Raw genomic sequence first — 25,008 nt, forward strand, 5'->3', positions numbered from 1 at the left:
CCACCCCACTGGTACGGCCTGAATACCCGGAGAGGCGGAACAGAACAGCCCCCGAGCCATACCGGTGCGATTGTGGTCGCACGGGTCCGGTCGGACGGACCGGGGCTCGGGGGCCGGGTGACTGCCTGGAATTCGCTAGCGCTCGCGCGGGCGAAATCCACCTGCAGCGGTGGCGCTAGCGGACAGCCACCTCACGTGTCCTATGAATAATCATTCTTCGAACCACCTCCTTCCTGTGTACGAACGAATCTAGCGATGCGTCAGTAGCTCGGCAACGGATTTTCTCGGTGGGCTGAATCGGCGCTGCCACATGGCGTTCCGTGCCCCGCGAGGTCCGTCGTGACCTGCCCTGATGCGGATACTCGCAGCACCGCGTCGGCCCGATGGTCTTCCGGGAGCTGATGCGTGACGACGACCACGATCCGATCCGGTTCCACGAGACCGCTGTCGGCGTCCAACAGGTCGCGCAGCAGCTTCGCCCCGGCTTCGGCTTCCAAGTGCTCGGTCGGTTCGTCGAGCAGCAATACCCGCGCCGGTGACACCAGGGCGCGCGCGAGCAGGATCCGGCGACGCTGGCCACCCGACACGGCTGCCGCTCCCCCGACGAGATCGGTGTGCACACCCTGCGGAAGCCCGTCCAACCAGTTCCCGAGACCGACCGTTCGCAAAGCTTCTTCGGCTTCTTCCGCGGTCAGATCACCGCGGGCGACCCGCAGATTCTCCAGCACGGAGGTGCCGAACAGGTGCGCGTCTTCGGCGAAGAAGGTGACGCCGGGGCGCGGCGTGTCGAACAACCCGGCCCACTTCATGAGCAGAGTCGTCTTGCCCGCGCCGCTGGGGCCGACCACCGCGATCCGCCGTCCGCAGGGCAGTTCCGGCACATGGGCGTCGATGGGAAGAGTCCGAGCGACGTTCGCCGCGTCCTTTGCATGTGGAGGGCGGGTGGTCTGCCGCGCCGACGGGCCGACCGACGCACTCGGGGGCGAATCGGGGTCGAGTCCATCCAGGCGATGCAGGGCCGCGCGGGCCGTGGTCAGCGTCTGCGCCGCCGTGGGCAGCGGGCCGACCGCTTCGAAGGCCGACAAGGGCAAGAGGACCAGGACGACGAGCGCCATGGGCGTCATCGCGCCTGGCGAGCCGCCGTCCGGGCCGTAGAGGGTGATGCCGATCAGCAGCGCGCCGAGGACAGCCGCGCCGATGGACAGGGGCGTGGCAGCGGCCGACCAGGCGCTGCGCGCGGCCGCCCGATCTTCCGCGGCGACCGCACGGCGCGACGCTTGCCCGGCCGCGGCGAGGGCGGCATCCAGGCGACCGGCTACGCGTAGTTCCGCGGCGTGGTCGAGCACGGTGAGGGCCTGAGCGGTGAACTCCGCCCGGTCGGCCCGCACGGCGCGTTCCGCCTCGGACGCCGCCTTGGCCGACAACCACGGTGCGACGATGCCCGACAGGACCAGCGCACCCGCCAGGATCGCGGCGGCGGCGGGCGAGATCGTGGCCAGCAGAGCGACGGCGGCGAGTGAGAGCGCGAGGGCGACCGCGACCGGCACGAACGCACGGACCACCACGGCACCCAAGTCGTCGATGTCGCTGCCGATCCGGACCAGGAGATCTCCGCGGCGCAGCGGCTTGCCCGACCGATCGCCGCCACTCGGCGACACCTCGGGTCGGCGCAGCCAGAAATCCGAACGAGCCAGCGTCCGGTACACCGTGGTTCGCGCTGTTGTCATAGCGCGCAGTGCGACGTCGTGTGTGGCGAGACGTTCCAGGTACCGGCACAAGCCACGGGAGATGCCGAGCGCGCGCACCGCCACCACGGCGATGCTCAGATCGAGCACCGGCGGCATCTGCCAGGCGCGCGCGATCAGCCAGGCCGCCAACGCGGCGAGCCCGAGCCCGCTGCCGAGCGCCAGCACGCCCCATCCGATCGCCACCGCGACCCGCCAACGGGACAATTCGAGCAGCGCCCACATTCGGCGCAGATCACCGGGCACCGTGGAACCGGTGGCACGCGGAACGGCCCGCGTCGCGCGTCCGCCGGTGTTCATCCCGGCACCTCCTCTCGCGAGGTGCGCAGGTCCGCGCGCACCTGCACGACATGGTCGGCGGCGGCCAGCACGGTCGGGCGGTGGCCGACGACGACGACCGTCGCGCCCATACGGGCCCTGGCTTGGAGTGCGGCCAGCACGGTGGCTTCGGCGGCGGCGTCGAGGTGCGCGGTCGGCTCGTCCAGCAGCAGGATCGGGCGATCGGTGGCCAGCACCCTGGTCAGCGCGAGGCGCTGGCGTTGACCGAGCGACAGGCCGACGCCGCCGGGGCCGACCACCGTGTTCCAGCGCTCGGGCAGTTCATCGAGCACGGCATCGAAACCAGTTGCCAGACAAGCGGCTTCGAGATCATCGAGGACGCGTGCCGGGCCGTGTGCGGCGTGGTCCACCGTCCGCGCGCCGAGCAATTCGAGGTTGTCGCGCAATGTGCCGGGAACCAGCACCGGCCGCTGCGGCAGCCAAGCCACACGCGCCCACCATTGGTCCTGGTCCAGTTCGCGGACGTCCACCCCGTCGACGGTCACGGCACCTCGGTCGGGTGTGATCAGGCCCAGAATCGCCTGTACCGCGGTAGATTTACCGCTTCCGTTGGGACCGGCGAGCACCGTGAGGGCACCGGGCCGCAAGATCGCCGACAGGCCCGCGGGAGCGAACCCGTCCCGCGCCCGGACCGACAGGTCGCGGAGTTCGACCGTGCCGGGCCACTCGGAGCTGCCGCGGCGAGCCGTCACCCCGGCTTCCTCCGGCAAGGCACAGCGGCCGCATGCACCGGCGCGCGTCGACTCGTCCCGCACCGCATCGACGCGCGCCACCCCCTGCACGCCCCGGCTGGACAGCGACTCGACCGGCTCGTGGTCAGGCGCCGTGGCCGCGCCGGAGTCCTGGGGACTGCCGCGGCGAGCCGTCACCACGGCCTTCTCCGGCTCGGTGCGTCGACAGTCGCATGTACCCGCGTGGGCCGACTCGTCCGGTGCGCCCACACCGGCGTGCGCCGCCGCGCGCCGCGCGCCGTGGCCGGGTAGCCGCTCGGTCGGCTCGGCGGGCGTGGACTCGAGGATCGCGAACGCTCGGTCCGCGGCCGCCATACCGTCCTGGGCGGCGTGGAAACGTTCGCCCACCATGCGCAGCGGCAGATACACCTCCGGGGCGAGCACCAGCACCACCAAGCCCGCGTAAAGACTCATCTCACCGAAGACCAGTCGCAGCCCGATGGAGACCGCGATCAGTGCCACGCTCAGCGTGGCGAGCAACTCCAGCACCATGGAAGACAGAAAGGCGATGCGGAGCGCGCCCATGGTGCGCCGGCGCAGCGCGTCGCCGAGATCGCGAACACGGTGCCGCATGGTGTGCGCGTGTGCGGTCGAACCGCCCGTCCCGGTGTCGTTCCGCTGTCCCCGCGCAGTGGGCTCGGGCTGCGCGTCGCCGGTCTCGCGGCCGAGCGCACGCAATGTCGGCATGCCCGCGAACAGATCGAGCATTTGGTCCGACAGCCGGGTGGTGGCCGCGAGCGTGGCTTCCGCCCGGCCCTGGGTCAGCAGCCCGATGAGGATCATGAAGATCGGGATGAGCGGCAAGGTGATCACCACGATCACACCGGAAGTCACATCGTGGGCCGCGATGACCGCGAGCACGATCGGTGGAACCAGCACCGCCAGCAGCAGAGCGGGCAGGTAGCCGACAAGATATCCGCGCAGCCCGGACAGGCCCGTGCCGACGACCACGGCCAATTCCGTTCGACGCGCGTCGAGTTCGCGAGGCGACAGCCGTGCGCCCGCACCGAGCACCGCGCCTTCCAGCTCCGCCACCACGCTCGCGCCCGCTCGGTGCGCCAGCCGGGACTGCGCCCACGTGGCGAGCACCCGGGCCGCGATCGCGACCGCGAGCACGACGAGTTCGACCGTCCACGCGCCGAGCGTGCGCGCACTCGGATCGGTGACCACCCCGGCGAGCACCCGCCCGATCAGCACCGCCGCGACCACGATCGCGCCGGTGACGACGAGCGACAGCGCCACGCTCAGCGCGAGGTAGCTGCGTGCCGAGCGGGCATAACGCCACAGGCGCGGATCGATCGGCGGGCGGGCCATGGCGTCAATCCTGCGCGACCCGCAGGGGCAGGCCGACCGGGGGCGGGATCTGCTCGACGGTGATGCGCTTGCGGAACACCCAGTACGTCCAGCCCTGGTACACCAGCACGACCGGCGTGACCAGCGCGGCGGCCCAGCTCATCACCTTCAGCGTGTACGGCGTGGAGGACGCGTTGTAAACCGTCAGGTCGAACGCCGCATCGATCGTCGAGGGAAGCACCGCGGGGAACAGCGAACCGAACAGCAGCGCGGTCGCCGCCGCGACGGTCACCGTGGTGCCGGTGAACGCCCACCCGTCGCGCTGCGCGAGATCGGCCGCCGCCGCCACGACCAGACCGAGCACGGCCAGCCCCAATGGGATCCAGGTCCAGCCGTTCCCGTAGGCCAGCTGCGTCCACAATCCGAATCCGCCGACGACGACCACGGTCGGGACGAGCAGCAGCCGAGCGGTGCGTCGTGCATCGTCGCGGACCTCGCCCGCGGTCTTGAGCACCAGGAACATCGCTCCGTGCAGCGCGAACAGCAGTCCGGTCGCCAGCCCGCCGAGCAGGGCGTAGGGGCCGAACAAGTCGGCGACCGAGCCCGCGAACTGCTTCTTCTCGTTCAGCGGGACACCGTGCACCACATTGGCGAACACCCAGCCCCACGCCAGCGCCGGAACCCAGGAGCCGATGCCGATGCCGATGTCGCAGCGGGCCCGCCAGCGCGGATCATCGATCTTGCCGCGGTACTCGATGGCGCAGATCCGCAGGATCAGCGCGACGAGCACCAGCAGCAACGCCAGGTAGAAGCCGGAGAACAGGCTCGCGTACCACTCCGGGAACGCCGCGAACATCGCGGCGCCCGCGGTGATCAACCAGACTTCGTTGGCGTCCCACACCGGCCCGATCGTGTTGAGCACCGCGCGCCTGCGCCGGTCGGACCCCTTGCCGAGGATCGGCATGAGCATGCCGACGCCGAAATCGAAGCCCTCCAGCACGAAGTAGCCGGTGAACAGCACACCGATCAGGACGAACCAGAACTCTTGCAGACTCATCGCCGGCTCCTAGTAGGCGAACGAAAGTTGTTCGACGGCGGGCTCTTCGAGGCGGCGTTCGCCCGAAGTCGTATCCGTGTCGTGCGGCTCGGCGGCGGGCGCCGCCGGATCCGGTCCGTGGATCACGTACCGGCGCATCAGGAAGAACCACACGAACGCGAGCGCGCCGTACAGCAGCGTGAAGGTGATCAGCGAGAACAGCACGACGCCTGGCGCGTGATCGGAGACGCCCTGCTGAACGGTGAGGCGCAGATTCGGGTCGCCGGTTGGGTTGGGCGCGACCACCCAGGGCTGCCGCCCCATCTCGGTGAACACCCACCCGGCGCTGTTGGCCAAAAACGGGGTGGGGATGGCCAGCAGGCTCAGCCAGGCGAACCAGCGCTGGTCCGGCACTCGTCCGCGGCGGGTCAGCCAGAGCCCGGCCAGCGCGAGCAGCACCGAACCCGCCGACAGCCCGATCATGGCACGGAACGACCAGTAGGTGACGAACAGGTTGGGCCGGTAGTCACCGACACCGAACTTCTCGTTGTAGGTCTTCTGCAGGTCGACGACGCCGTCCAGCGTCACACCGGTGAACTCCCCCTTCGCCAGCCAGGGCAGCACATAGGGCACTTCGAGCACGTGCGTCACGCTGTCGCAGTTGTTGTGCGTGCCGACGGTCAGCACGGAGAAATCGGGGTCGAGGGCGGTGTGGCACAGCGATTCCGCCGAGGCCATCTTCATCGGCTGCTGCTCGAACATCAGCTTGCCCTGCACGTCGCCGGTGTAGACCAGAGCGGCCATCGCCGCGATCACCACGACGATGCCCGCACGCGCGGCGGGCCGCCACATCTCGCGCGCGTCAGCCGACTTCGCCTCGTCGCCACTGCGCGCGTTGCGCACCATCCACCAGCCGGCGATGCCGACGACGAAGGTGCCCGCCGTGAGGAAGGATCCGGCCACCACGTGCGGGAAAGCCGCCAGCAAGGTGTTGTTGGTGAGCACCTTCACGATGCTCTCCAGCTCCGCGCGACCGGTTTCCGGGTTGTAGCGGGCGCCGACCGGATGCTGCATGAACGAGTTGGCCGCGACGATGAAATACGCCGAGGCGTTCACGCCGATCGCGACCATCCAAATCGCGCCGAGGTGCAGCAGTTTCGGCAACCGGGTCCAGCCGAAGATCCACAGTCCGAGGAAGGTCGACTCCATGAAGAAGGCGATCAGCCCTTCCAGCGCGAGCGGGGCGCCGAACACGTCACCGACGAAGCGGGAGTACTCGCTCCAGTTCATGCCGAACTGGAACTCCTGCACGATGCCGGTCGCGACGCCGAGCGCGAAGTTGATCAGGAACAGCTTGCCGAAGAACTTCGTCAGCCGCAGCCAGTGCTGCTTGCCGGTGACGACCCATGCCGTCTGCATGGCAGCGACCAGCGGCGCGAGACCGATGGTCAGCGGCACCAGCAGGAAGTGGTAAACGGTTGTGATGCCGAACTGCCATCGGGAGATGTCCAAGGCGTTCAAGCCGGCCTCCTGCGTGTCTACGACATGTCGTAGTAAAGCCTACGCCGGAGCAGACCTCGAAAAATGAGTCCTAGGCCACGCCACCAGGGCTGATACTGCCTGTTCGGCCTGTTTTCCGTGCTCATCACCGCCCCGTGCCCGCCCGAGTAGGACGGAGATCACGGAGCGGCGCACACTCACCAGTCGCCGATGGCTCCCGCCCGCTCGATACCGCGATCGACCAGCCCGATGATCTCTTCGGCGTTGTCCGGCGCGGACATCCGCAGCCCGTCCAGCGAATTCACCCGCGCCGCAAGCGAAATGCTCGACAGCATCCAGATGCTGTCGCAGGTGAGCAGGTCGGCGGTGAACAGCGAGTCGTAGCGGCATTGCCAGCCGGCCTTCTCGGCTTCGGCGAACAGCGCGCGCTGAGTGACGCCGGGCAGCACACCGTTCTTCGCGGGCGGCGTGATCAGCTGCTTGTCGCGGGCGATCACCACGGTGGATCGCGGCCCCTCCAGCACCCGGTTCTCCGTGCTGGTGAAGATCACGTCCTCCGCGCCCATCCGCGCGGCGAACCGCAGGGCGGCCATATTGGTGGCATAGGACAGCGTCTTGGCACCGAGCAGTTGCCATGGCGCCGCTTGCGCGAGGTCGACCGAGATGCCCCGCGACAGGCTCACCACGGCGACGCCCTCGGCGCGGGCCTTCTCGACGCGCTCGGGCACCGGCACCACGAGCACGAAAGCGGTCGGCACGGGCACGGCGGCGGCGAGGTCACCGGTCTTGACCTTGTCGGGCGTTGCGGCCAACTCGGAGTCGCGCCCGCGGGTGAGCACCAGCCGCATCACGCCTTCGCGCTCGCTGCCCCACTCCTTGGCGGCGGTCTCCACCGCCTCGCGCCATTTGCCCAGTTCCGGCTCGGGCAGATCGAGCGCCTGGGCGGAGCGGCGCAATCTGCCTAGATGAAATTCGATCGCACACGCGACGCCCGCGCGCACGAGCACCGTTTCGAAGACACCATCGCCACGCAATACGCCAATATCGTCCGCAAACAACAACGGCGCATCCGCATCCCGGACCGCGCCATCGAGAGTTACCAGAACTCGATCCACCATGCGACGAGCGTAGGCGGTGTGAGCGGACAATGCCTATGTCACGGCCGCTTTTGCCAGACCTTTTGTGCAGCCGCCCCACGCGGCCCGCTGTAATGCTCGGACAATGCCGATCGGCTATGCCGTTCTCCGACGCCCTGGCCCGGTTCGCGCACCGCCGGGCGGGCCCGCCTAGAGTGGGAGAGGTGTCCGTGGTCGTTGCGCCCAGCCCCATCCTCAGTGTGTCGGGAGCCGTCGCGGGAGCGGCGGGTTCGCCCGACGCCGCCGTCGCGTGGCATTACGGCGATCCGTTCGGCGAGCAGCGCGCCGCGGTGCAGCGCGCCGCGATCGTCGACCGGTCACACCGATTCGTGCTGCGCATCACCGGCGCGGAGCGGCTCTCCTGGTTGCACACCATCTCCAGTCAGCATGTCGCCACCCTCGGCGACGGGCAGTCCGCCGAGAACCTCGACCTGGATTTGAACGGCCGGGTGCAGCATCACTTCGTGCTCACCGAACTGGACGGCGCCGTCTGGATCGATACCGAAGCCGAGCGCGGACCCGACCTGCTCGCGTTCCTGCAGAAGATGGTCTTCTGGGCCGATGCCAAACCCGAAGCCGCCGACTACGCGGTACTCAGCCTGCTCGGCCCCGGAGTGGCAGACCTGGCCGAAACACTCGGCATCACCGCCCTTCCCGGCGTGTACGAGGCGACGCCGCTGCCCGGCGGCGGATTCTTGCGCCGGATGCCGTGGCCGACGGCCGACTCCTTCGACTTGGTCGTCCCGCGCGATCAGCTGACCGGCCTGTGGGACCGGCTCACCGCGGCAGGCGCCGTTCCCGCCGGAATGTGGGCGTTCGAGGCATTGCGCGTCGCGGCCGTCCGGCCGCGGATCGGATCGGACACCGACGAGCGGACCATCCCGCACGAGGCCCGCTGGATCGGCGGCGTCGCCGAACACGGAGCCGTCCACCTGGACAAGGGCTGCTACCGCGGCCAGGAGACGGTGGCCAGGGTGCACAACCTCGGCAAGCCGCCGCGGCACCTGTTGCTGCTGCACCTGGACGGCTCGGCGGACGAGCGCCCGGTCATCGGCGACGACGTCACCGCCGGCGGCCGCGCGGTCGGCAGGCTCGGCACGGTCGTCGACCACTTCGAACTCGGCCCGATCGCCCTCGCGCTGGTCAAGCGCGCGGTTCCGGCCGACACCGCGCTGGTCGCCGGCCCGGTCGCGGCGTCCATCGATCCCGATTCGATGCCCTCCGACGACGAACCGCAAGCGGGCCGGCTCGCGGTCGACCGGCTGCGTGGGCGCTGACCTGTTGACCGGCCACCGGCAAGCGGGACGTTTTCCTCAGCCGACATCCGCACTCTTGCTCAGCGCCGAGCTCCCCATTCGTGACGAGAGGAGCGCCGTTCATGCGCGTCGGTGATTCCGGAGAGGTGCTCGCGGCGTGCGTCGTGCACGCCGATATCGAGGTACCGGGAAGGGTCGGTCGCAGCGCCATCGACAAGCGCCCGGCGGCGGGACGAGTCGCGGTACGCGCCCTCGGCTTGGACGGCGATCACGTCTGCAACACCAAGCATCACGGCGGCGTGCACCAGGCCGTCTACGCCTACGCCGACGAGGACGCCCGCCGCTGGGGCACGGAGCTCGGCCGGGAACTGCCCGCGGGCTGGTTCGGCGAAAACCTGCGCGTGCGTGGCCTTCCGGTCAGCGACTCGGTGATCGGCGCGCGCTGGACGGTCGGTGACACCGTGCTGGAGGTGAGCGCTCCGCGCGTGCCGTGCGCCACGTTCCAGCACTGGAGCGGCGAGCAGCAGTGGGTCAAACGGTTCACCCTGCGCAGCGATACCGGCGCCTATCTGCGGGTGCTCACCGAGGGCACGATCGCGGCGGGCGACCGGATCTCGGTGGTACACGTCCCCGAGCACGGCATCACGGTCCGCGATCTGTTCACCGGCGCCGATCCGGATCTGCTGGCGATCCTGCTCGCCGACGAGCCGACCATCTCCGACAACGTGCGCATGCAAGTGGAACGGCACGCGCGCAGGCATGGCAACGCCGTGCGCGCCACCGCGCACCGGCACGCGACGACGAGCACCGACGACATCGGCACGGGAGCGAAATCGTGAGTGTGGAACTGGTCGAAGTGGTCCGCTCGGGCTTCCGTGAATGCGTGCACCGCGGCTCGGTGGTGGTGCTCGACGCCGCGGGCGAGCCCACCCTCGAACTCGGCGAAGTGCACCTGCCGATCTTCCCGCGCTCGACGAACAAGCCGATGCAGGCGATCACCCTGCTGCGCAACGGTTTCCAGCCGGTCGATGACGCCGAACTGGCGATCGCCACCGCCTCGCACTACGGCGAACCCGACCATGTCGCGCTGGTGCGCAGGCTGCTGGACCGGTTCGGCCTGCCCGAATCCGCCCTGGCCTGCCCGGCCGATCTGCCGTACGACGAGGGCGCCCGCACCGCGCTGCTGTCCGGCGGAGGACAACCACGCCCCATCTACATGAACTGCTCGGGCAAACACGCGGCGATGCTCGCGACCTGCGCGATCAACGGCTGGCCGACCGAGGGCTACCAGGACCGGGCGCATCCGCTGCAGCGCGCGGTGATCGCGACCGTGGCCGACCTGACCGGCGAGCCGGAAGCCGATCTGGGCATCGACGGCTGCGGATTGCCGATCATCCCGGTCTCACTCGTCAACCTCGCGCGGGTGTTCTCGACCATCGCGACGGCCGAGCCGGGAAGCCCGGAACGCCGGGTCGCCGACGCGGTGCGCGCGCATCCGCGAGTGATTTCCGGCACGAACGCGCCCGATCTGCTGACCATGCTGGCCACTCCCGGGCTGGTGTGCAAGATCGGCGCGGATGGTGTGCACGCGGGCGCGCTGCCGGACGGATCGGCTTTCGCGTACAAGATCGAAGACGGCCACGACCGCGCGCGAATGCCGCTGACGCTGGCGATTCTGCACCGAATGGGAATCGAGTGGACCGATGCGCACGCGGAGCTGGCGGCCCCCGCGGTGCTGGGCGGGGGTATCCGAGTCGGTGTGATTCGTGCTATACCCGGGGTCGTCTAGCTATTCCACGGCAGGGCGACAAGCGGGCAAACGGCACTGGTTCCGGAGTTCTTCACCCACTCCTGGAAGCGAGACCGCCGGACACACGCTAAAGTGTCTGTCAGGAAGAGTATTAATTCGAACGGGGCCGCCACCAAACCCCAGGCCGCCCCGCTGTGACGCGAGGGGGTCAGCCATGGGCCGTGGCCGGGCTAAGGCAAAGCAGACCAAGGTCGCACGCGAGCTGAAGTACAGCTCGCCCACGACCGACTTCGCGAGCCTTCAGCGCGAGCTTTCGGGAAGCCCCAACTCCCAGCGGAGTGGTGGTGTGCTGTCCGATGAGCACGACGCGGACGACTCCTTGTCCCGCTGGGACGAGGACGACGACTACGACGACTGGCGCCGCTGACTCGGATTTACGTCTGAAGGGGGAGGCCGACGGGCCTCCCCCTTCGATCGTTGTCGCGGGTTGACGTCTCTGGCGCCGAAAAGGCTTGCAACACACCGGAGTCCCGCATCGTACATAGATGCGGGACTCTCACGTGTCTTCACCGCGAATCAGAACCGCGGATGCTCACCGACCAGCACGGCGCGCGCGGCGTCGGCGTCCTTGGCCTTCTTGACCGTGCCCAGCGTCCAGCACTCGATGTGCCGTGCGGTCAGCACCGCCAGCGCCCGGTCCACATCCTCGGGAGCGACGACGGCGACCATGCCGACGCCCATGTTGAACGTCTTCTCCATCTCGGGCCGCTCGACCCGGCCGCGCTGGGCGATCATCTTGAACACCGGCGCCGGGTTCCAGGTGCCTCGATCCAGCTCGGCCACAATGCCCGCGGGCAGCACCCGGGCGAGATTGGCCGCCAAGCCACCGCCGGTGACGTGGGCGAACGTGCGCACATCGGTTTCGGCGATCAGCGCGAGGCAGTCCTTGGCGTAGATCCTGGTCGGCTCGAGCAGTTCCTCGCCCAGGGTGCGGCCGAACTCCTCGACGTGGCCGGTGAGCGACATGCGATCGATCTCGAGCAGCACCTTGCGGGCCAGACTGTAGCCGTTGGAGTGCAGTCCGGAGGACCCCATGGCGATCACCACGTCGCCGGGACGGACCCGGTCGGGTCCGAGCACCGCGTCGGCTTCGACCACGCCGATGCCGGTGGCGGACAGGTCGTAGTCGTCCGGATCCATCAGCCCGGGATGCTCGGCGGTCTCGCCGCCGAGCAGCGCGCACCCGGCGCGCACACAGCCCTCGGCGATGCCGGAGACGAGTTCGGCGACCTTCTCCGGGACGACCTTGCCGATGGCGATGTAGTCCTGGAGGAACAGCGGCTCCGCGCCGCAGACCACGAGATCGTCCACCACCATGGCCACCAGGTCGAGGCCGACGGTGTCGTGTTTGTCCATCGCCTGCGCCACCGCGATCTTGGTGCCGACGCCGTCGGTGGAGGCCGCCAGCAACGGTTCCCGGTAGCCGCCCTTCAGCGCGAACAGCCCGGCGAAGCCGCCGAGGCCGCCTTGGACCTCGGGCCGGGTCGCCTTCTTCGCCAATGGCCCGAACAACTCGACTGCGCGATCACCTGCCTCGATGTCCACGCCTGCCGCGGCGTACGAAGCACCACCACTGGGGGTCTGTTCAGTCATTTTCGGGGAAAGCTCCAAACCGAATCGGCGGATAGATGCCTGCTCACGCTACCGGAGCCGGATAACGACCCCGCACCGGTGTTGGCTCGCCCTCTTGACAATAGGGCAGAGCCAACCGTAAAGCGGACGATCAGTCCGTCTCGTCGCCATCGAACCCCGCGGCCTGTGCCCGGCGGTGGCGTTGCCGCACCGGATCCGGTACCGGCACCGCGGCGACCAAGCGGCGGGTGTACTCCTCCCGTGGGGCGCGCAGGATGCGATTCCGATCGCCCGCTTCCACCACCGCACCGTCGCGCAGCACCACGATCCGGTCGGCGAGCTGGTCGACCACGGCCAAGTCGTGGCTGATGAACAGGCAGGCCCAGCCGCACTCGCGCTGTAGCTGACCGAACAGCTCCAGCACCGCGGCCTGCACCGAGACGTCCAGCGCGCTGGTCGGCTCGTCGGCGACCAGCAGGTCCGGGTCGAGCACCAGCGCGCGGGCGAGGCTGGCACGCTGACGCTGCCCGCCGGACAACTCGTGCGGGTACCGGCGTTCGACGCCCGCGGGCAACCGCACGTCGTCGAGTAGCAGGCGCACCCTGGCGCGAATCTCCGCCGAGCTGCCCGCCTTGTGCACGAGCAGCGGTTCGGACACGCACTCGCCCACGGTGAGCCGGGGATTCAGCGAACTGGCCGGGTCCTGGAAGACGAATCCGAAGCGCCGCCGAATCGGTCGCAGCTCGCGCTGTGACAGCCCCACGATGTCCTGCCCGCGCACTCGCACCGTTCCGGAGGTGGGCCGTTGCAGTGCCGCGACGCAGCGGCCGATGGTCGACTTGCCCGAGCCGGACTCACCGACCAGGCCGAGCGTCTCGCCGGGACCGATGCGCAGACTCACGCCGTCGACAGCGCGGAAACGCGGCCTGCCGAACGGGCCGGGAAATTCGACCACCAGATCACGGACCTCGAGTACCGGATCGCCCTCGGTCTCGGCACTGTCGGGCGGGCCGTGCTCGATCTGCTCGGTACCCAGGTGCGGGACCGCGGCAAGCAGGGCGCGGGTGTAGTCCGCCGTGGGACGCGCGAACAGTTCATCCACCGGCGCCTGCTCGACCACCGCTCCGTCGCGCATCACCACCACGCGGTCGGCGATGTCGGCGACCACGCCCATGTTGTGGGTGATCAGCACGATCGCGCTGCCGATCCGGTCGCGCAGGCCCCGCAGCAGGGCGAGGATCTCGGCCTGCACCGTGACGTCCAGCGCCGTGGTCGGCTCGTCGGCGATGATCACCTTCGGCTCGCAGGCGATGGCGATGGCGATCACCACGCGTTGTTTCTGCCCGCCGGAGAGCTGATGCGGGTAGTAGTCCACCCGGTGCTCCGGATCGGGCAACCCGACCAGGCGCAGGAGTTCCACTGCCCGCGCCTTGGCCGCCTTCTTGGTCAGGTCGGTGTGGGCGCGCAGCGCCTCGCCGATCTGGAAGCCGACGGTGAACAGCGGGTCCAGGGCCAGGCCTGGTTCCTGGAACACCATCGAGATCGCGCCGCCGCGCAATGCGGTGAGCTGCCTCTCGTTCATCGTGGTGACCTGCTCGGTCCCCAGGGTGACCAGGCCGCGCACCGTGGCCGTTTCCGGCAGCAAGCCCATCGCGGTGCGTGAGCTCACGGACTTGCCCGAACCGGACTCCCCGACGATGGCCAGCACTTCGCCGGGGTAGACCTCGTAGGAGACGTCGGTGACCGCGTGCACCGGCCCCGCGTCGGTGGCGAAGGTGACCGACAACGATTCGATGGACAGGGCGGGGCGGCCCCGCTCCGTCGCGGAGGACTCAGGCATCGGTCGCGTCCTTTCCGCCGCCGTCCGGTCCGGCCACCGCCGCGGCGCGGCGGGTGCGCAGGACGGGGTTCAGCACTTCGTTGAGGCTTTCCCCTACCAAGGTCATGCCGAGCACGACGAGCACGATGGCGACACCGGGAAAGATGCCCGTCCACCAGATGCCGTTGGACACGTCCGGCAGCGCTTTGTTCAGATCGAAACCCCATTCCGCGGCCTGGGTCGGTTCGATGCCGAAACCGAGGAAGCCCAGGCCGGCCAGGGTGAGGATGGCTTCCGACCCGTTGAGCGTGATGATCACCGGCAGCGATTGAGTGACATTGGCCAGGATGTGCCGGAACAGGATTCGCGTGGTCGACGCGCCGGTTACCCGCGCCGCGTCGACGTACGGCTCCTGCTTCACGGCCACGGTCGCGTTGCGCACCACCCGGAAGTACTGCGGGACGAAGACCGCCGTGATGGCCACCGCCGCGGACAGCACACCGCCCAGGCTGGTCGAGCGACCGCCCGCGACCACGATGGACACCACGATCGCCAGCAACAGTGTCGGGAACGCGTACATCGCGTCCATGAACAGCACGAGCAACCGGTCCGGCCACCGGCCGACGTAGCCGGACAGCAGTCCGAGCGGTACCCCGATCAGCAGCGAGAGCAGCAGGGAGATCGTGATCACCCACAAGGCTGTCCGCGCGCCATAGATCACCCGGGAGAACACGTCTTCTCCGCGCACCGAGGTGCCGAACCAATGCTCGGCCGACGGTGCTTGCTGGCGAACGAAATCGACGCCGTCAACGGCACTCTGGGCGAATCCGTACCGTGCGATCAGCGGAGCGAAGAGCGCGGCGACCACGAAGACACCGACCAGAGCCAGGCCGAGGACCAGCGTCGCACGCTGCAAACCGGAGGTCATCGAGAACAACCGGAGGCCGGGTACACCCCGCCGCGCCGCGGGTGGCGTGACCAGGGTTTCGTTCAGCAGTTCCGGAGCCGTCATCAGAACCTCACCCTCGGATCGATCAGGGCCACCAGGACGTCGACCAGGAAGCTCATCACCGCCACGATGAGCGCGATGAACGCGACGATGCCCTGCACGGCGATGAAGTCGCGCGCCGAGAGGTATTGCGCGAATTGATAGCCGAGGCCTTTCCACTCGAACGTGGTCTCGGTGAGCACCGAGGCGCCGAGCATCATGGCGATCTGCATGCCCATCACCGTGACGATCGGGATCAGCGCGTTGCGGAAGGCATGCCGCCCGGTCACCACGCGGCGGGACAAGCCACGGGCCCGTGCCGCGTCCACGTAGTCGGCGCGGAGGGTCTGGATCAGGTTGATCCGCACCAGCCGCAAGAAGATGCCCGCGGTGAGCAAGCCGAGCGCGATGGCGGGCAGCACGGCGTGTTTCAGCACGTCGAGCAGGTATCCGGCGTCGCCGTAGAGGATCGCGTCGATCAACATGATGTTGGTCTTCGGCGAGACGTGTTGCAGCCGCAGTTCCACGTTGGTGCTCGCCCGGCCCGCCACCGGCAGCCAGCCGAGTCGCACCGCGAACACCAGCTTCAGCAGCAGGCCGACGAAGAACACCGGCGCGGCGTAGAACAAGATGGCCAGCAACCGCAACGTGGTGTCGGCGGCCGAATCCCGCCGGGTGGCGGCGTACCTGCCCAGCGGGACGCCGATCGCGAACGCGACCACGAGTGCCCAGCACACCAGTTCCAGCGAGGCGGCGCCGTAGGTGACCACCACCTCGCTGATCTCCCGGTTGTCCTGGGAGCGACCGAGATCCCCGTGCAGAAGCCCGGACAGATAGTCCCAGTACTGGGTCAGTATCGGCCGGTTCAGCCCGGCCGCCTCCTTGCGCGCCTCGATCTGTTCCTGGGTCATGCGTCCGCCCATCGCCGCGCTGATCGGGTCGCCGACCACGCGCATCAGGAAAAACACGACCGTGACCAGGATCCACGCGGTCACCGGAATCAGCAGCAGGCGGACGCCGAGGTAGCGCAGCAACGCGCCGTGGCGAGAATCGTCGCCGCCCTTGCCGGTTCGCCGCAGGGCGAAGGGCCGGGCCCGAACGGGTGTCGGCGCGATGTCCGCCGATGTGGTCGCCCCGGGCCCGGCCGGACCGCCGGAACTCACTTGCTCAGCACCGTATAGCGGAACTTGAACGATGCGTCGAGCGTCTGTTCCACACCCTGCACCCCGGTGGCGGAGACCGCGATCTGCTTGCCGGACAGCAGCGGGACGATCGGCAGGAAGTTCTGCGCGAGATCACGCTGCACCTGCTGGATCTGCGCGAGCCGCTTGTCCTTGTCGGGCTGGGTCGCCTGGGCGATCAGCTGGGCGGAGATGCCGGGGTCTTCGAAATGCGACTGCAGGAAGTTGTTCGGCCCGAAGAACGGGGAAAGGTAGTTGTCCGGGTCCGGGAAGTCCGGGAACCAGCCGAATTGGAAGAGCGGGTAGGCATCACGGGCGCGTTCTCGCTGGTAGGTCACCCATTCGGTGGATTGGAGATCGACCTTGAACAAACCCGTTGCCTCCAGTTGCGACTTGATCGCCGCGTACTCCTCGGAGCTGCTGGAGCCGTAGTGGTCGGGGTTGTACTGGAGATTCAGCTCGACCGGCGTCGCGACCCCCGCGTCGGCGAGGAACTTCGCCGCCTGGTCCTTGTTCGGCTGGGGGCCGTAGATTTCCTTGAACGGCTCGGCCGCGCCCGGCATGCCCTGCGGCACGGACGAATACGCGGGCAGGTAGGTCTTCTTGTAGACGCCGTCGGCGAGCGCGGCACGGTCCACGGTGGCCGCGACGGCCTTGCGCACGGCCAGTTTCTGCGCGGGCGTGCCACCCGGCATGGTGTTCAGATTGAACACGATGTACCGCAGTTCCCCACCGGGGCCCTCGTGCACGGCGACCTTGCCGTCGTTGCGCAGCGACTCGATGTCGGTGGGCGTGAACGACCGATATCCGACGTCGAGCGAACCGTTCTGCAGGTCGAGCTTCATGTTGTCGGTGGTGGCGTAGTACTTGGTGGACACCGTCTCGGTCTTCGGCTTGCCGAGGATGCCGTTGTAATCGGCGAACGCCTGGTACTCGACGAGTTTGTTCTTGTCGTAACTGGCGATGACGTACGGGCCGGAGTAGCCCTTGACCTTCACCACATCCTCGTCCGGCATCACCTTGTCCGGCGCGTATACCTTCTCGTCGACGATCGGCCCGGCCTGGGTGGGCAGGATCGCGGGGAAGGTCTGGTCGTCGGCCACCTTCAACGTGAACGCGACGGTGCGCGGGTCCACTACGTCGGTCTTCTCCAGGTTGCCGAGCAGCGAGGCGGGACCGTTCGGGTCGTTGATCCGCAGCATCCGGTCGAAGGAGAACTTCACGCTGGTCGCGGTCAGCGGGTTGCCGTTGGCGAACTTCAGGCCGTCTTTCAACGTGCAGGTATACACCGTGGGCGTGGTGAACTCGCACTTCTGGGCCGCGTCCGGCTTCGGCGTCGCGTCACCGGGTGCGAAGTTGAGCAGGTACTGATAGATCTGCGTCTCGGCGACCAGCGACCCGTTGTCGTAGGCGGCCGCGGGATCGAGCGAGAAGATCTTGTCGGTGGTGCCCGCCACCAAGCCGCCGCCGTCACCGCCCTCCCCGGTTCGCCCGGAACCGCATCCTGCCAGCACCGAACCCGCCAATGCCAGCAAGCCGACGGCCGCGATGGTTCGCGTCCCGATCTGTCGCCCCAACCTCGAATTCCTCATCACGGCCCCACTTCTCGCGCGCCGCACGCGTTGCCCTGGATCGCAGGCCCGGTGCGGACACGGGTGAACTTCCGATCTGATCGGCACCGTACCTACGAAGCATTTTCGGCACGTTACGTTTTCGAAGAAAATCCGCGGCGCTCTCAGCAGGTGTTATTCGCGGCGACTACGACCGGCCCGAAAAACCGGTCGTACGTCCAGAATCGCCGGACGGTGCACGGCGTGATGTCTCGAGCAGGCCACATCACCGCGCGAGACAGCGAACAGCATCAGCAGCGCATCGCGTTCGCGCCAGCAGCGCGACTGGCCCGAACCTTAGCGGTGGTTCGTGATGGTCAACGACGTGCGGGGCCACGGCACACTGACTCCCAACTGCCCTATTGGCGCCACCATCGCACGTGTCCTCGGACACGACCACACCGCCACCCCGCCGCTCACGCCCGCCGCCAGCGGATGAGTGTTCGGATGTCTCGGGCACACCGGCCACACCGGTGACTCGCCCGCCGTCCACAACGCCTCTACCGCCCACTCGTGCGCCTTGTCGGCGAGATACGCCACCTGCTCCGCGTAGTCGTCGCCGACCAGCGGTCCGATCCCGGCGCCGCTACCGTCGGGCTCGTAGAACATCACCCAGTCCATGCCCTGGTGCGTCTCCTCGACCACGATGGGCTGGACAGCGCAGGTAGCGGCCAGATCCCGACGCACGGGCTCCAGCGCGACGGCGTACTTCGCATCCATGCGCTCATTGTGCGGCACGCGGTGAGCGAGTTCGGCTACGCGGATCCCGAGCGACGTCCCGCGTCACGGACGGCTCAGCGCGCTCGCATTCGCGTTGTCGCCCAGCAGCTCGGCCTCGGTCTGACCGGTGAGCATGCCCTCGAGCACGTTCTTCCCGATCGCGGCCTCGGTGGGCAGCGGGATCGGATAGTTGCCGTCGAAGCACGCGGCGCACAGCCGCGAGCGCGGCTGTTCGGTGGCGGCGATCATGCCGTCGAGCGAGATGTAGCCGAGGGTATCGGCGCCGATCGACCGGCGCACGCCCTCGACCATGTCCGCGACGTCGCCCTCGGTGCCCGCTCCGTTGGCGATCAGTTCCGCCCGCGAGGCGAAGTCGATGCCGTAGAAACAGGGCCACTTCACCGGCGGCGAGGCGATCCGCACGTGGATCTCCAACGCGCCCGCCTCGCGCAACATCCGGATCAGCGCGCGCTGGGTGTTGCCACGCACGATCGAGTCGTCCACGACGATCAGGCGCTTGCCGCGGATGACCTCGCGCAGCGGATTGAGCTTTAGCCGGATGCCGAGCTGACGGATGGTCTGGCTGGGCTGGATGAACGTGCGGCCGACGTAGGCGTTCTTCATCAGGCCCTGGCCGTAGGGCACGCCCGACCCCTGCGCGTAACCGACGGCGGCCGGTGTGCCGGATTCGGGAACCGGAATCACCAGATCGGCGTCGACCGGGTGCTCCTTCGCCAGGCGACGGCCGATCTCCACCCGGGTGGCGTGCACCGACCGGCCCGCGATGGTGCTGTCCGGCCGCGCCAGGTACACGTATTCGAAGACGCAGCCCTTGGGCTCGGGGTTGGCGAAGCGCATCGAGCGCACGCCGTCGGCATCGATCGCCAGCAATTCGCCGGGTTCGATCTCGCGGACGAAGGCGGCGCCGACGATGTCCAGCGCGGCGGTCTCACTGGCAACGACCCAGCCACGCTCCAGCCTGCCCAGGCACAGCGGGCGCACGCCGTGCGGGTCGCGCGCGGCGTAGAGGGTGTGCTCGTCCATGAAGGTCAGGCAGAACGCGCCCTTCAGGGTGGGCAGCAGTTCCATCGCGGCCCGCTCGATGCTGGAGTCGGCGGCGGCGTGCGCGAGCAGCGCGGTGACCACGTCGGAGTCGGAGGTCGCCGCGGCGGGCTGCGGGCGCCCGCCCCGGACGGAGGCGAGCAGGCCGAGTTCCCGTGCACGGCCGGCCAATTCGGCGGTGTTGACCAGATTGCCGTTGTGCCCCAGGGCAAGTCCGGAGCCCACCGCGGTGGTGCGGAAGATGGGCTGAGCGTTCTCCCAGGTCACCCCGCCCGTTGTGGAGTAGCGACAGTGACCGACGGCGATGTGACCCGGCATGGCCGCCAGCGTCTGCTCGTCGAACACCTGGCTGACCAGTCCGAGATCCTTGAACACGAGGATCTGCGAGCCGTCCGACACCGCGATGCCCGCCGCCTCCTGGCCACGGTGTTGCAGAGCATAAAGCCCGTAATACGTGAGTTTCGCCACTTCTTCGCTCGGCGCCCAGACTCCGAAGACTCCGCACTCCTCGCGCGGCTCGTTCTCGTCGACGTCCGGGGTGGGACACGAGGCGGCGGAAATGCTCTGGACCGGCAGTTCGGCGTTGGTCACCGTTTGCTCCCTGTTCGGGCGGGCTGGGGGCAGATTTCATTCTACGGATGCCGCGGCGGTGCCCGCGCACCGCCGCCGCATCCGAGCAGCAATTCCAGGTGACCGAAGCGGGGTCGCCGCGACGCCTTCGGCTGTTACGGTGCGGACCGTGACGACTACGGACGACGCGGGCACGACGGGGCCGGTGCGCAGGCCATGGCCTCGGATGGTGCTGTTTCCCATCGCGGTGTTGAGCCTGCTCACCGCGCTGCTGGGCATCATGTACCTCGACTATGTCGTCGATCCGGAGAAGAACCTGCACGACTTCCCGATCGCCCTGGTGAACCAGGATGTCGGCGACACCATCGGCAGCGGGAGCGCCGAGCAGAAGGTCAATTTCGGCGATCAGATCACCAAGGCGCTGGCCGCCGGAGTGCCGTCGGACAAGGTCGACCTGCGCGTGCTCAGCATCAACGAGTCCGAGCGGCAGATGCAGTCCGGACAGGTCTACGGCGCGATCGTCATCCCGAGCGATTTCAGCAAGCAGCTCGGCAATCTGGGTGTGGGCAGTGTCATACCCGGTGACATCCCGCGCCCGATCATCACGGTGCAGACCAACCCGCGCGCGGGCGCGTTCGGCACGCAGATCGTGCTGCGGGTCGGCAACGAGGCGCTGACCGAGGTGAACAAGCAGGTCGGCAAGCAGTTGCTCGACCAGGTGAACGCGCAGCTGGCCCCGCGTCCTGGCGGTCCGCCCGCACCCGAACTGACCGGCGCGACCAGGGTGGCGCTTGCGTCGCCGATCGAGGTGGTGCAGCAGCAGTACCACCCGCTGCCGCACGGTAGCGGCCAGGGCCTGACCGCGTTCTTCTACGCCCTGTTGCTGCTGCTGGCCGGCGTGGTCGGCGCGATGGTCATCCACACCATGATCGATGCGCAGCTCGGTTTCGTGCCCACCGAGTACGGCCCGTGGTACGTGCACTACCCGCCCACGCCGATCTCGCGGTTCAAGACGCTGCTGATCAAGTGGGGCGTGTTCGTGCTGGCGGCGAACATCGTCGCCGGAGTGTTCCTCGTCGTGGGCGAACTGCTGGACATGCCGATCGGCAATCCGCTGGCCCTGTACCTCTACAGCGCGCTCGCCATGATCGCCGTCGGCGTGACCGGGCTGTCCATGCTGGCGGCGATCGGCTCGGCGGGCCTGCTGGTGAACCTCATCCTGTTCGTCATCCTCGGCCTGCCGTCCTCGGGCGGCACCGTGCCGATCGAGGCGACGCCGCGATATTTCGGCTGGCTCGCCTCCTTCGAACCCATGCACCAGGTGTTCCTGGGTGTGCGGTCGATCCTGTACTTCGACGCCGATTTCGAGGCGGGGCTCACGCGTGGTGTGTGGATGGCGGTCCTCGGGCTCGCGATCGGGCTGATCTTCGGCGCGTCGGTCACCCGCTTCTACGACCGCAAGGGGCTGGAGCGCCGCAACATCGTCCGGGCGTGAACTGTCCGCGCCGCAACGATCGGCTCGGTCTCAGTCGACTCGGACGATCGGCAGCCAGTGCGTGATCTCGGCCGCGCGGGTGCCGGACGCGCTCACCGCGCCGGAGTCGAGCGCGTCGTCGAACTCGAGCAGTCCGGTGGCCAGTAGCAGCCAGGTACGCGGGTCGGTCTCCACGACGTTCGGCGGTGTACCCCGGGTGTGCCGCGGGCCCTCGACGCACTGCACCGCGACGAACGGCGGCACCCGGACCTCGACCGAGTGCCCGGGCGCGGAGGCCGCCAGCGAGCGCGCCGTGGTACGCACAGCCGCCGCGAGTTCGGCGCGCGCGGGCGCGTCGACCGACTCGTCACGCAACCATTCGCTCACCACCGCCACCGCTGCCCGCGTCTGCGCGGGGTCTACCGTGCCTCGTCCTGCCACCTGCCCGACCCTACTTCGCGCTCCGTACGCCTCGCGCCCGTGATCGACCTCAGCCGTGCTTCGGCGAGGGCGGTCGACACGACGGTGTCGGCGCGGCTTCGGGACGGCGGCGGCGCGGTGCCCGGCGTCGGCCGCCCCGTCAACGGGCTCGCGGTATATCCGAAGCCGGAGTTGCGAATTCATCCACAGTTGTCCCGAGGTCCGAACGTGCCACCCGCATCGCATGCGCGGAACCCGGGAAGTGGCGGGCCAGGCGCGGAGCGATCGCTCCGCCCGCGTTCATGGCGAGATGCAGCAGCGCGGGGGCGGCGGTGCCCGCGGTGCGGCGGCGCAGCAAACCGAACACGAGTCCGCCCGCCGTAGTCACCGCCACAGTGGCGGGAACACTGTCGCCCACGGCCCGCGCGGGAGTGATGTGCCAGAGTCCGAAGGTCGTCGCGCCGACCAATGCACCGGCTCGCGGACCGAAAAGGCGGTCCAGCATGGGATCCAGCGTGCCGCGGAAGACGAGTTCCTCGCTGTAGACAGTCCCGAGAGGAATGTGCACAGCCACCCACTCCTGCGTCGACACAGCGGGCGCACGTTCAGCGAGTTCGGCCAGTTGCCATCGCAGCGACGGAACGGCAAGGGCCGCTGCGTAACCGGCCACGACGACCGACGCGGCGAGCAGCCCGCAGCGCACGCCGCTCTTCGACCACCGGCCAGGTTCCGCGCGCAGCGCGACCGCGTAGGCGGTGGCGAAACCGGCATTGGCGGCGGTTCGTCCGCGGATGCCGAGACGGAGGCGGGGCAGGACCGCGTTGCTCCAGAACAACGGAACGGCAACGGCCGCCATGGTTCGCACGGCCCGTTCCTGGCTCACTTGATCTTCCGCTCGAATTCCTCCGCGGCCTCGACTTCGACCCGGATCCGCTCGGAACGCTCGGCGGTCCAGTCCGGTGGCGCGGCGATGGCGGCCCAGCCGTCCAGGACCAGGCTGCCGTAGCGGTGTCCGTGCCCGTCGGTGACGCCCTGCGCATTGGTCAGATCGGCGGCCACCTGCCAGAAGGTGACGAACGGCCACCAGCGCATCTGGGAGGAGACGTCCGAACCGCGCGGCTCCGACAGCCAATCCGGCCGCGAGAAGATCAGATCCGGCGACCACCAGACGATGGGATCGGACGCGTGCTGCAGATACGCGATGCGCGGCGGCCGCCATTCCGACGACGGGCGCGCCAGGTCACCGCTGTCGGAGGCGAACCGGACCACCAGCCCGTCGGCGTACAGCGGCTCCACCTCACGGGAGCCCGGATCGCGGCGGGCGACGAACTGCTGCCACAGCCGGTTGGAATTGGGCGGGCCGACCCACAGCGCGCCGTCGACCTTGGCGCGCAGATCGGCCAGACCGTCGAACGCCGCCTCGGAACCCTGCGAACCGAGGCTCTCCCCGTACACCAGCAATTTGGGTCGTGCCTGCGGCGGACGCGCGGTCCAATGCTGGTACACCGCGTCGAACAGATCCCTGCCCGCCGCGGCGGCCTTGCTCCGGTCGGCCAGGAAGGACAGCACGCTGGGCAGATACGAGTACTGGGTGGCGACGATCGCGGTGTCGCCGTCGTACATGTACTCGAGCGCGGACGCGGCCAGCGAGTTCACCCATCCGGTCCCCGTGGTGGTGACCACCACGAGCGCCTTCCGGTCGAACGCACCGGTTCGCTCGAGCTCGGACACCGCCAGCTCGGCCGGTTCCTGGTTCCCATCCACCGACTCCAGACCGACGTAGGCCCGGACGGGCTCCTTGGCCGGGCGGCCGGTGAGCGAGGTGATGTGGCTCGCGGTGGGTCCGTGCGAGACGAACCAGCGCCCCTCGAATCCGAGGGTCTCCCATTTGGCCAGCGAGGCGGGGCTGCCGGAGCGCTCCGGTTGCTGTGGCTGCACCGCGTTCACCGAGGTGTGGTCGTTGCGCACGCTGAACGCGGAGTTGGCCACCGCGAAGAACGCTTGCGTGGCGACACCGTTGAAGATCGTCACCGCCAGCACCACCAGCACCAGGAATCCGGCGGCCGGAGCGAGTTCGCGGGGCACCTTCACCCACCGGTTGAGCAGGCGGGCCAGGAACAGGATGAACTCGCGCACGGTCCGGTAGACCGCGACCGCCGCGGCGCCGACCGCCATGCTCAGCAGTCCGGTGCGCAGATAGGCGGGCGTGGTGGTGCCCGCCATGCCCATCAACGCCGTGATCTCCCGCTGCCAGCGCGCCGACTGCACCAGCATCAGCGCGGCGCTCAGCGCGGCGGTGAGCAGCACGGCGGACTTGACGGCGTAACGCGCCCACGTCGGCGGCGGCGCGATCTTCAGCCGCGGCCGCACCCACAGCCGGAACAGCCACTCCAGCAAACAGCCGGCGCCGTATCCGATGGCGGCATTGATCCCGCTGATCAGCCCCTGGAACAGCCAGTCGCGCGGCAGCAGCGACGGCGTCACCGACAGCGCGAAGAACACCGTCGCCACCACCAAGCCGACGTAATTGAGGTCGATGACGTCCTCGACGCGCCGGATCACCGCGACCGCGCGCGTGCGCAGTTTCCGCATGGTCCCCGCGGTCTCCAGCATTCGATCAGTATGGCGGTCGCCACCGACGGCCCGGCGCGTCGCCCACCGTGACGCGGGCGCGCACGACGCGGATCACACCCTGCGCGACCCCGTGATCGGACGCGTTCGCGCGGATGGCAACTACCCATTTCGC

Annotated in this window: 21 protein-coding genes; 6 read left to right on the forward strand and 15 right to left on the reverse strand. The window is 68.8% G+C overall.

Annotated elements, in window-relative coordinates; all coding sequences use genetic code 11:
• Positions 1 to 260: 260 nt before the first annotated feature.
• From cydC to ACIHAX_RS00850, 5 genes are all read right to left on the reverse strand, one after another.
• Positions 261 to 1,970 (reverse strand): thiol reductant ABC exporter subunit CydC, encoded by a 1,710-nt coding sequence (gene cydC, locus ACIHAX_RS00830; protein ID WP_397275327.1) that lies wholly within the window; start codon positions 1,968 to 1,970, stop codon positions 261 to 263.
• A 71-nt stretch (positions 1,971 to 2,041) separates the two neighbouring features.
• Positions 2,042 to 4,129 carry an ABC transporter ATP-binding protein/permease gene (locus tag ACIHAX_RS00835; protein WP_397275098.1) on the reverse strand — a complete coding sequence of 696 codons (2,088 nt, stop codon included), beginning with the start codon at positions 4,127 to 4,129 and terminating at the stop codon, positions 2,042 to 2,044.
• Positions 4,130 to 4,133: 4 nt separating this feature from the next.
• The gene (cydB, locus tag ACIHAX_RS00840; RefSeq protein WP_379250430.1) at positions 4,134 to 5,165 is read right to left on the reverse strand and encodes a cytochrome d ubiquinol oxidase subunit II; all 1,032 of its coding nucleotides are present in this window, start codon (positions 5,163 to 5,165) and stop codon (positions 4,134 to 4,136) included.
• A gap of 9 nt (positions 5,166 to 5,174) precedes the next feature.
• Positions 5,175 to 6,665, reverse strand: a complete 1,491-nt coding sequence (locus ACIHAX_RS00845; protein WP_364425050.1) for a cytochrome ubiquinol oxidase subunit I — start codon at positions 6,663 to 6,665, stop codon at positions 5,175 to 5,177.
• A 176-nt stretch (positions 6,666 to 6,841) separates the two neighbouring features.
• A complete protein-coding gene (locus ACIHAX_RS00850) occupies positions 6,842 to 7,705 on the reverse strand; it encodes an aminodeoxychorismate lyase (protein WP_364425218.1) in 864 nt (287 codons plus the stop codon).
• Between ACIHAX_RS00850 and ACIHAX_RS00855 the strand changes: the two genes are divergently transcribed.
• The 5 genes from ACIHAX_RS00855 (at position 7,610) to ACIHAX_RS00875 (ending at position 11,213) form a co-directional block, all read left to right on the forward strand.
• A complete protein-coding gene (locus tag ACIHAX_RS00855) occupies positions 7,610 to 7,855 on the forward strand; it encodes a hypothetical protein (protein ID WP_355077071.1) in 246 nt (81 codons plus the stop codon). The genes ACIHAX_RS00850 and ACIHAX_RS00855 overlap by 96 nt on opposite strands.
• A gap of 89 nt (positions 7,856 to 7,944) precedes the next feature.
• A complete protein-coding gene (locus ACIHAX_RS00860; protein ID WP_364425052.1) occupies positions 7,945 to 9,057 on the forward strand; it encodes a folate-binding protein in 1,113 nt (370 codons plus the stop codon).
• Positions 9,058 to 9,158: 101 nt separating this feature from the next.
• Positions 9,159 to 9,875 (forward strand): MOSC domain-containing protein, encoded by a 717-nt coding sequence (locus ACIHAX_RS00865; protein WP_397275101.1) that lies wholly within the window; start codon positions 9,159 to 9,161, stop codon positions 9,873 to 9,875.
• Complete coding sequence (locus ACIHAX_RS00870; RefSeq protein WP_355076967.1) at positions 9,872 to 10,825, forward strand: asparaginase; 954 nt, start codon at positions 9,872 to 9,874, stop codon at positions 10,823 to 10,825. Before ACIHAX_RS00865 ends, ACIHAX_RS00870 begins: the two co-directional genes overlap by 4 nt.
• A 175-nt stretch (positions 10,826 to 11,000) precedes the next feature.
• Positions 11,001 to 11,213, forward strand: coding sequence for a DUF3073 domain-containing protein (locus tag ACIHAX_RS00875; RefSeq protein ID WP_039794982.1), 213 nt, complete (start codon positions 11,001 to 11,003; stop codon positions 11,211 to 11,213).
• A gap of 149 nt (positions 11,214 to 11,362) precedes the next feature.
• Here ACIHAX_RS00875 and purM read toward each other — a convergent pair whose 3' ends face one another.
• From purM to purF, 7 genes are all read right to left on the reverse strand, one after another.
• Entirely contained in the window at positions 11,363 to 12,439 is a 1,077-nt protein-coding gene (gene purM / locus ACIHAX_RS00880; protein WP_355076965.1) for a phosphoribosylformylglycinamidine cyclo-ligase, read from the reverse strand.
• A gap of 130 nt (positions 12,440 to 12,569) precedes the next feature.
• A complete protein-coding gene (locus tag ACIHAX_RS00885) occupies positions 12,570 to 14,258 on the reverse strand; it encodes an ABC transporter ATP-binding protein (RefSeq protein WP_397275103.1) in 1,689 nt (562 codons plus the stop codon).
• Positions 14,251 to 15,249, reverse strand: coding sequence for an ABC transporter permease (locus ACIHAX_RS00890; RefSeq protein WP_397275105.1), 999 nt, complete (start codon positions 15,247 to 15,249; stop codon positions 14,251 to 14,253). The genes ACIHAX_RS00885 and ACIHAX_RS00890 overlap by 8 nt, the downstream gene beginning before the upstream one ends.
• Entirely contained in the window at positions 15,249 to 16,259 is a 1,011-nt protein-coding gene (locus tag ACIHAX_RS00895; RefSeq protein ID WP_356963892.1) for an ABC transporter permease, read from the reverse strand. The genes ACIHAX_RS00890 and ACIHAX_RS00895 overlap by 1 nt, the downstream gene beginning before the upstream one ends.
• A 125-nt stretch (positions 16,260 to 16,384) precedes the next feature.
• Complete coding sequence (locus tag ACIHAX_RS00900) at positions 16,385 to 17,956, reverse strand: ABC transporter substrate-binding protein (RefSeq protein WP_397275330.1); 1,572 nt, start codon at positions 17,954 to 17,956, stop codon at positions 16,385 to 16,387.
• Positions 17,957 to 18,313: 357 nt separating this feature from the next.
• Positions 18,314 to 18,736: a hypothetical protein gene (locus ACIHAX_RS00905; RefSeq protein WP_397275107.1), complete on the reverse strand. Its 423-nt coding sequence runs from the start codon at positions 18,734 to 18,736 to the stop codon at positions 18,314 to 18,316.
• Between the two features lie 63 nt (positions 18,737 to 18,799).
• Positions 18,800 to 20,389, reverse strand: coding sequence for an amidophosphoribosyltransferase (purF, locus tag ACIHAX_RS00910; RefSeq protein WP_355076960.1), 1,590 nt, complete (start codon positions 20,387 to 20,389; stop codon positions 18,800 to 18,802).
• 205 nt (positions 20,390 to 20,594) lie between these two features.
• Between purF and ACIHAX_RS00915 the strand changes: the two genes are divergently transcribed.
• Positions 20,595 to 21,863, forward strand: coding sequence for an ABC transporter permease (locus ACIHAX_RS00915; protein WP_355077058.1), 1,269 nt, complete (start codon positions 20,595 to 20,597; stop codon positions 21,861 to 21,863).
• Between the two features lie 30 nt (positions 21,864 to 21,893).
• On the opposite strand, the gene ACIHAX_RS00920 is transcribed toward ACIHAX_RS00915, so the two are convergent.
• The 3 genes from ACIHAX_RS00920 to ACIHAX_RS00930 all read right to left on the reverse strand — a co-directional run bounded on the left by ACIHAX_RS00920 (position 21,894) and on the right by ACIHAX_RS00930 (position 24,875).
• Positions 21,894 to 22,283 carry a sterol carrier family protein gene (locus ACIHAX_RS00920; RefSeq protein WP_355076959.1) on the reverse strand — a complete coding sequence of 130 codons (390 nt, stop codon included), beginning with the start codon at positions 22,281 to 22,283 and terminating at the stop codon, positions 21,894 to 21,896.
• 139 nt (positions 22,284 to 22,422) lie between these two features.
• Positions 22,423 to 23,145 (reverse strand): lysostaphin resistance A-like protein, encoded by a 723-nt coding sequence (locus tag ACIHAX_RS00925; RefSeq protein WP_397275109.1) that lies wholly within the window; start codon positions 23,143 to 23,145, stop codon positions 22,423 to 22,425.
• Positions 23,142 to 24,875, reverse strand: a complete 1,734-nt coding sequence (locus ACIHAX_RS00930) for an alpha/beta hydrolase (protein WP_355076955.1) — start codon at positions 24,873 to 24,875, stop codon at positions 23,142 to 23,144. The genes ACIHAX_RS00925 and ACIHAX_RS00930 overlap by 4 nt, the downstream gene beginning before the upstream one ends.
• Positions 24,876 to 25,008 lie beyond the last annotated feature (133 nt).

This window comes from Nocardia sp. NPDC051929 (assembly GCF_044548645.1).
Lineage (GTDB): Bacteria > Actinomycetota > Actinomycetes > Mycobacteriales > Mycobacteriaceae > Nocardia > Nocardia sichangensis.

Bases quoted from the DNA above. Each gene is read 5' to 3' on its own strand.
- cydC (WP_397275327.1), bottom strand. From the start codon at position 1,970: ATGTGGGCGCTGCTCGAATTGTCCCGTTGGCGGGTCGCGGTGGCGATC.
- purM (WP_355076965.1), bottom strand. From the start codon at position 12,439: ATGACTGAACAGACCCCCAGTGGTGGTGCTTCGTACGCCGCGGCAGGC.
- ACIHAX_RS00890 (WP_397275105.1), bottom strand. From the start codon at position 15,249: ATGACGGCTCCGGAACTGCTGAACGAAACCCTGGTCACGCCACCCGCG.
- ACIHAX_RS00855 (WP_355077071.1), top strand. From the start codon at position 7,610: ATGAAATTCGATCGCACACGCGACGCCCGCGCGCACGAGCACCGTTTC.
- ACIHAX_RS00915 (WP_355077058.1), top strand. From the start codon at position 20,595: ATGGTGCTGTTTCCCATCGCGGTGTTGAGCCTGCTCACCGCGCTGCTG.
- ACIHAX_RS00865 (WP_397275101.1), top strand. From the start codon at position 9,159: ATGCGCGTCGGTGATTCCGGAGAGGTGCTCGCGGCGTGCGTCGTGCAC.
- ACIHAX_RS00835 (WP_397275098.1), bottom strand. From the start codon at position 4,129: ATGGCCCGCCCGCCGATCGATCCGCGCCTGTGGCGTTATGCCCGCTCG.
- ACIHAX_RS00905 (WP_397275107.1), bottom strand. From the start codon at position 18,736: ATGGATGCGAAGTACGCCGTCGCGCTGGAGCCCGTGCGTCGGGATCTG.
- ACIHAX_RS00885 (WP_397275103.1), bottom strand. From the start codon at position 14,258: ATGCCTGAGTCCTCCGCGACGGAGCGGGGCCGCCCCGCCCTGTCCATC.
- ACIHAX_RS00875 (WP_039794982.1), top strand. From the start codon at position 11,001: ATGGGCCGTGGCCGGGCTAAGGCAAAGCAGACCAAGGTCGCACGCGAG.
- cydB (WP_379250430.1), bottom strand. From the start codon at position 5,165: ATGAGTCTGCAAGAGTTCTGGTTCGTCCTGATCGGTGTGCTGTTCACC.
- ACIHAX_RS00930 (WP_355076955.1), bottom strand. From the start codon at position 24,875: ATGCTGGAGACCGCGGGGACCATGCGGAAACTGCGCACGCGCGCGGTC.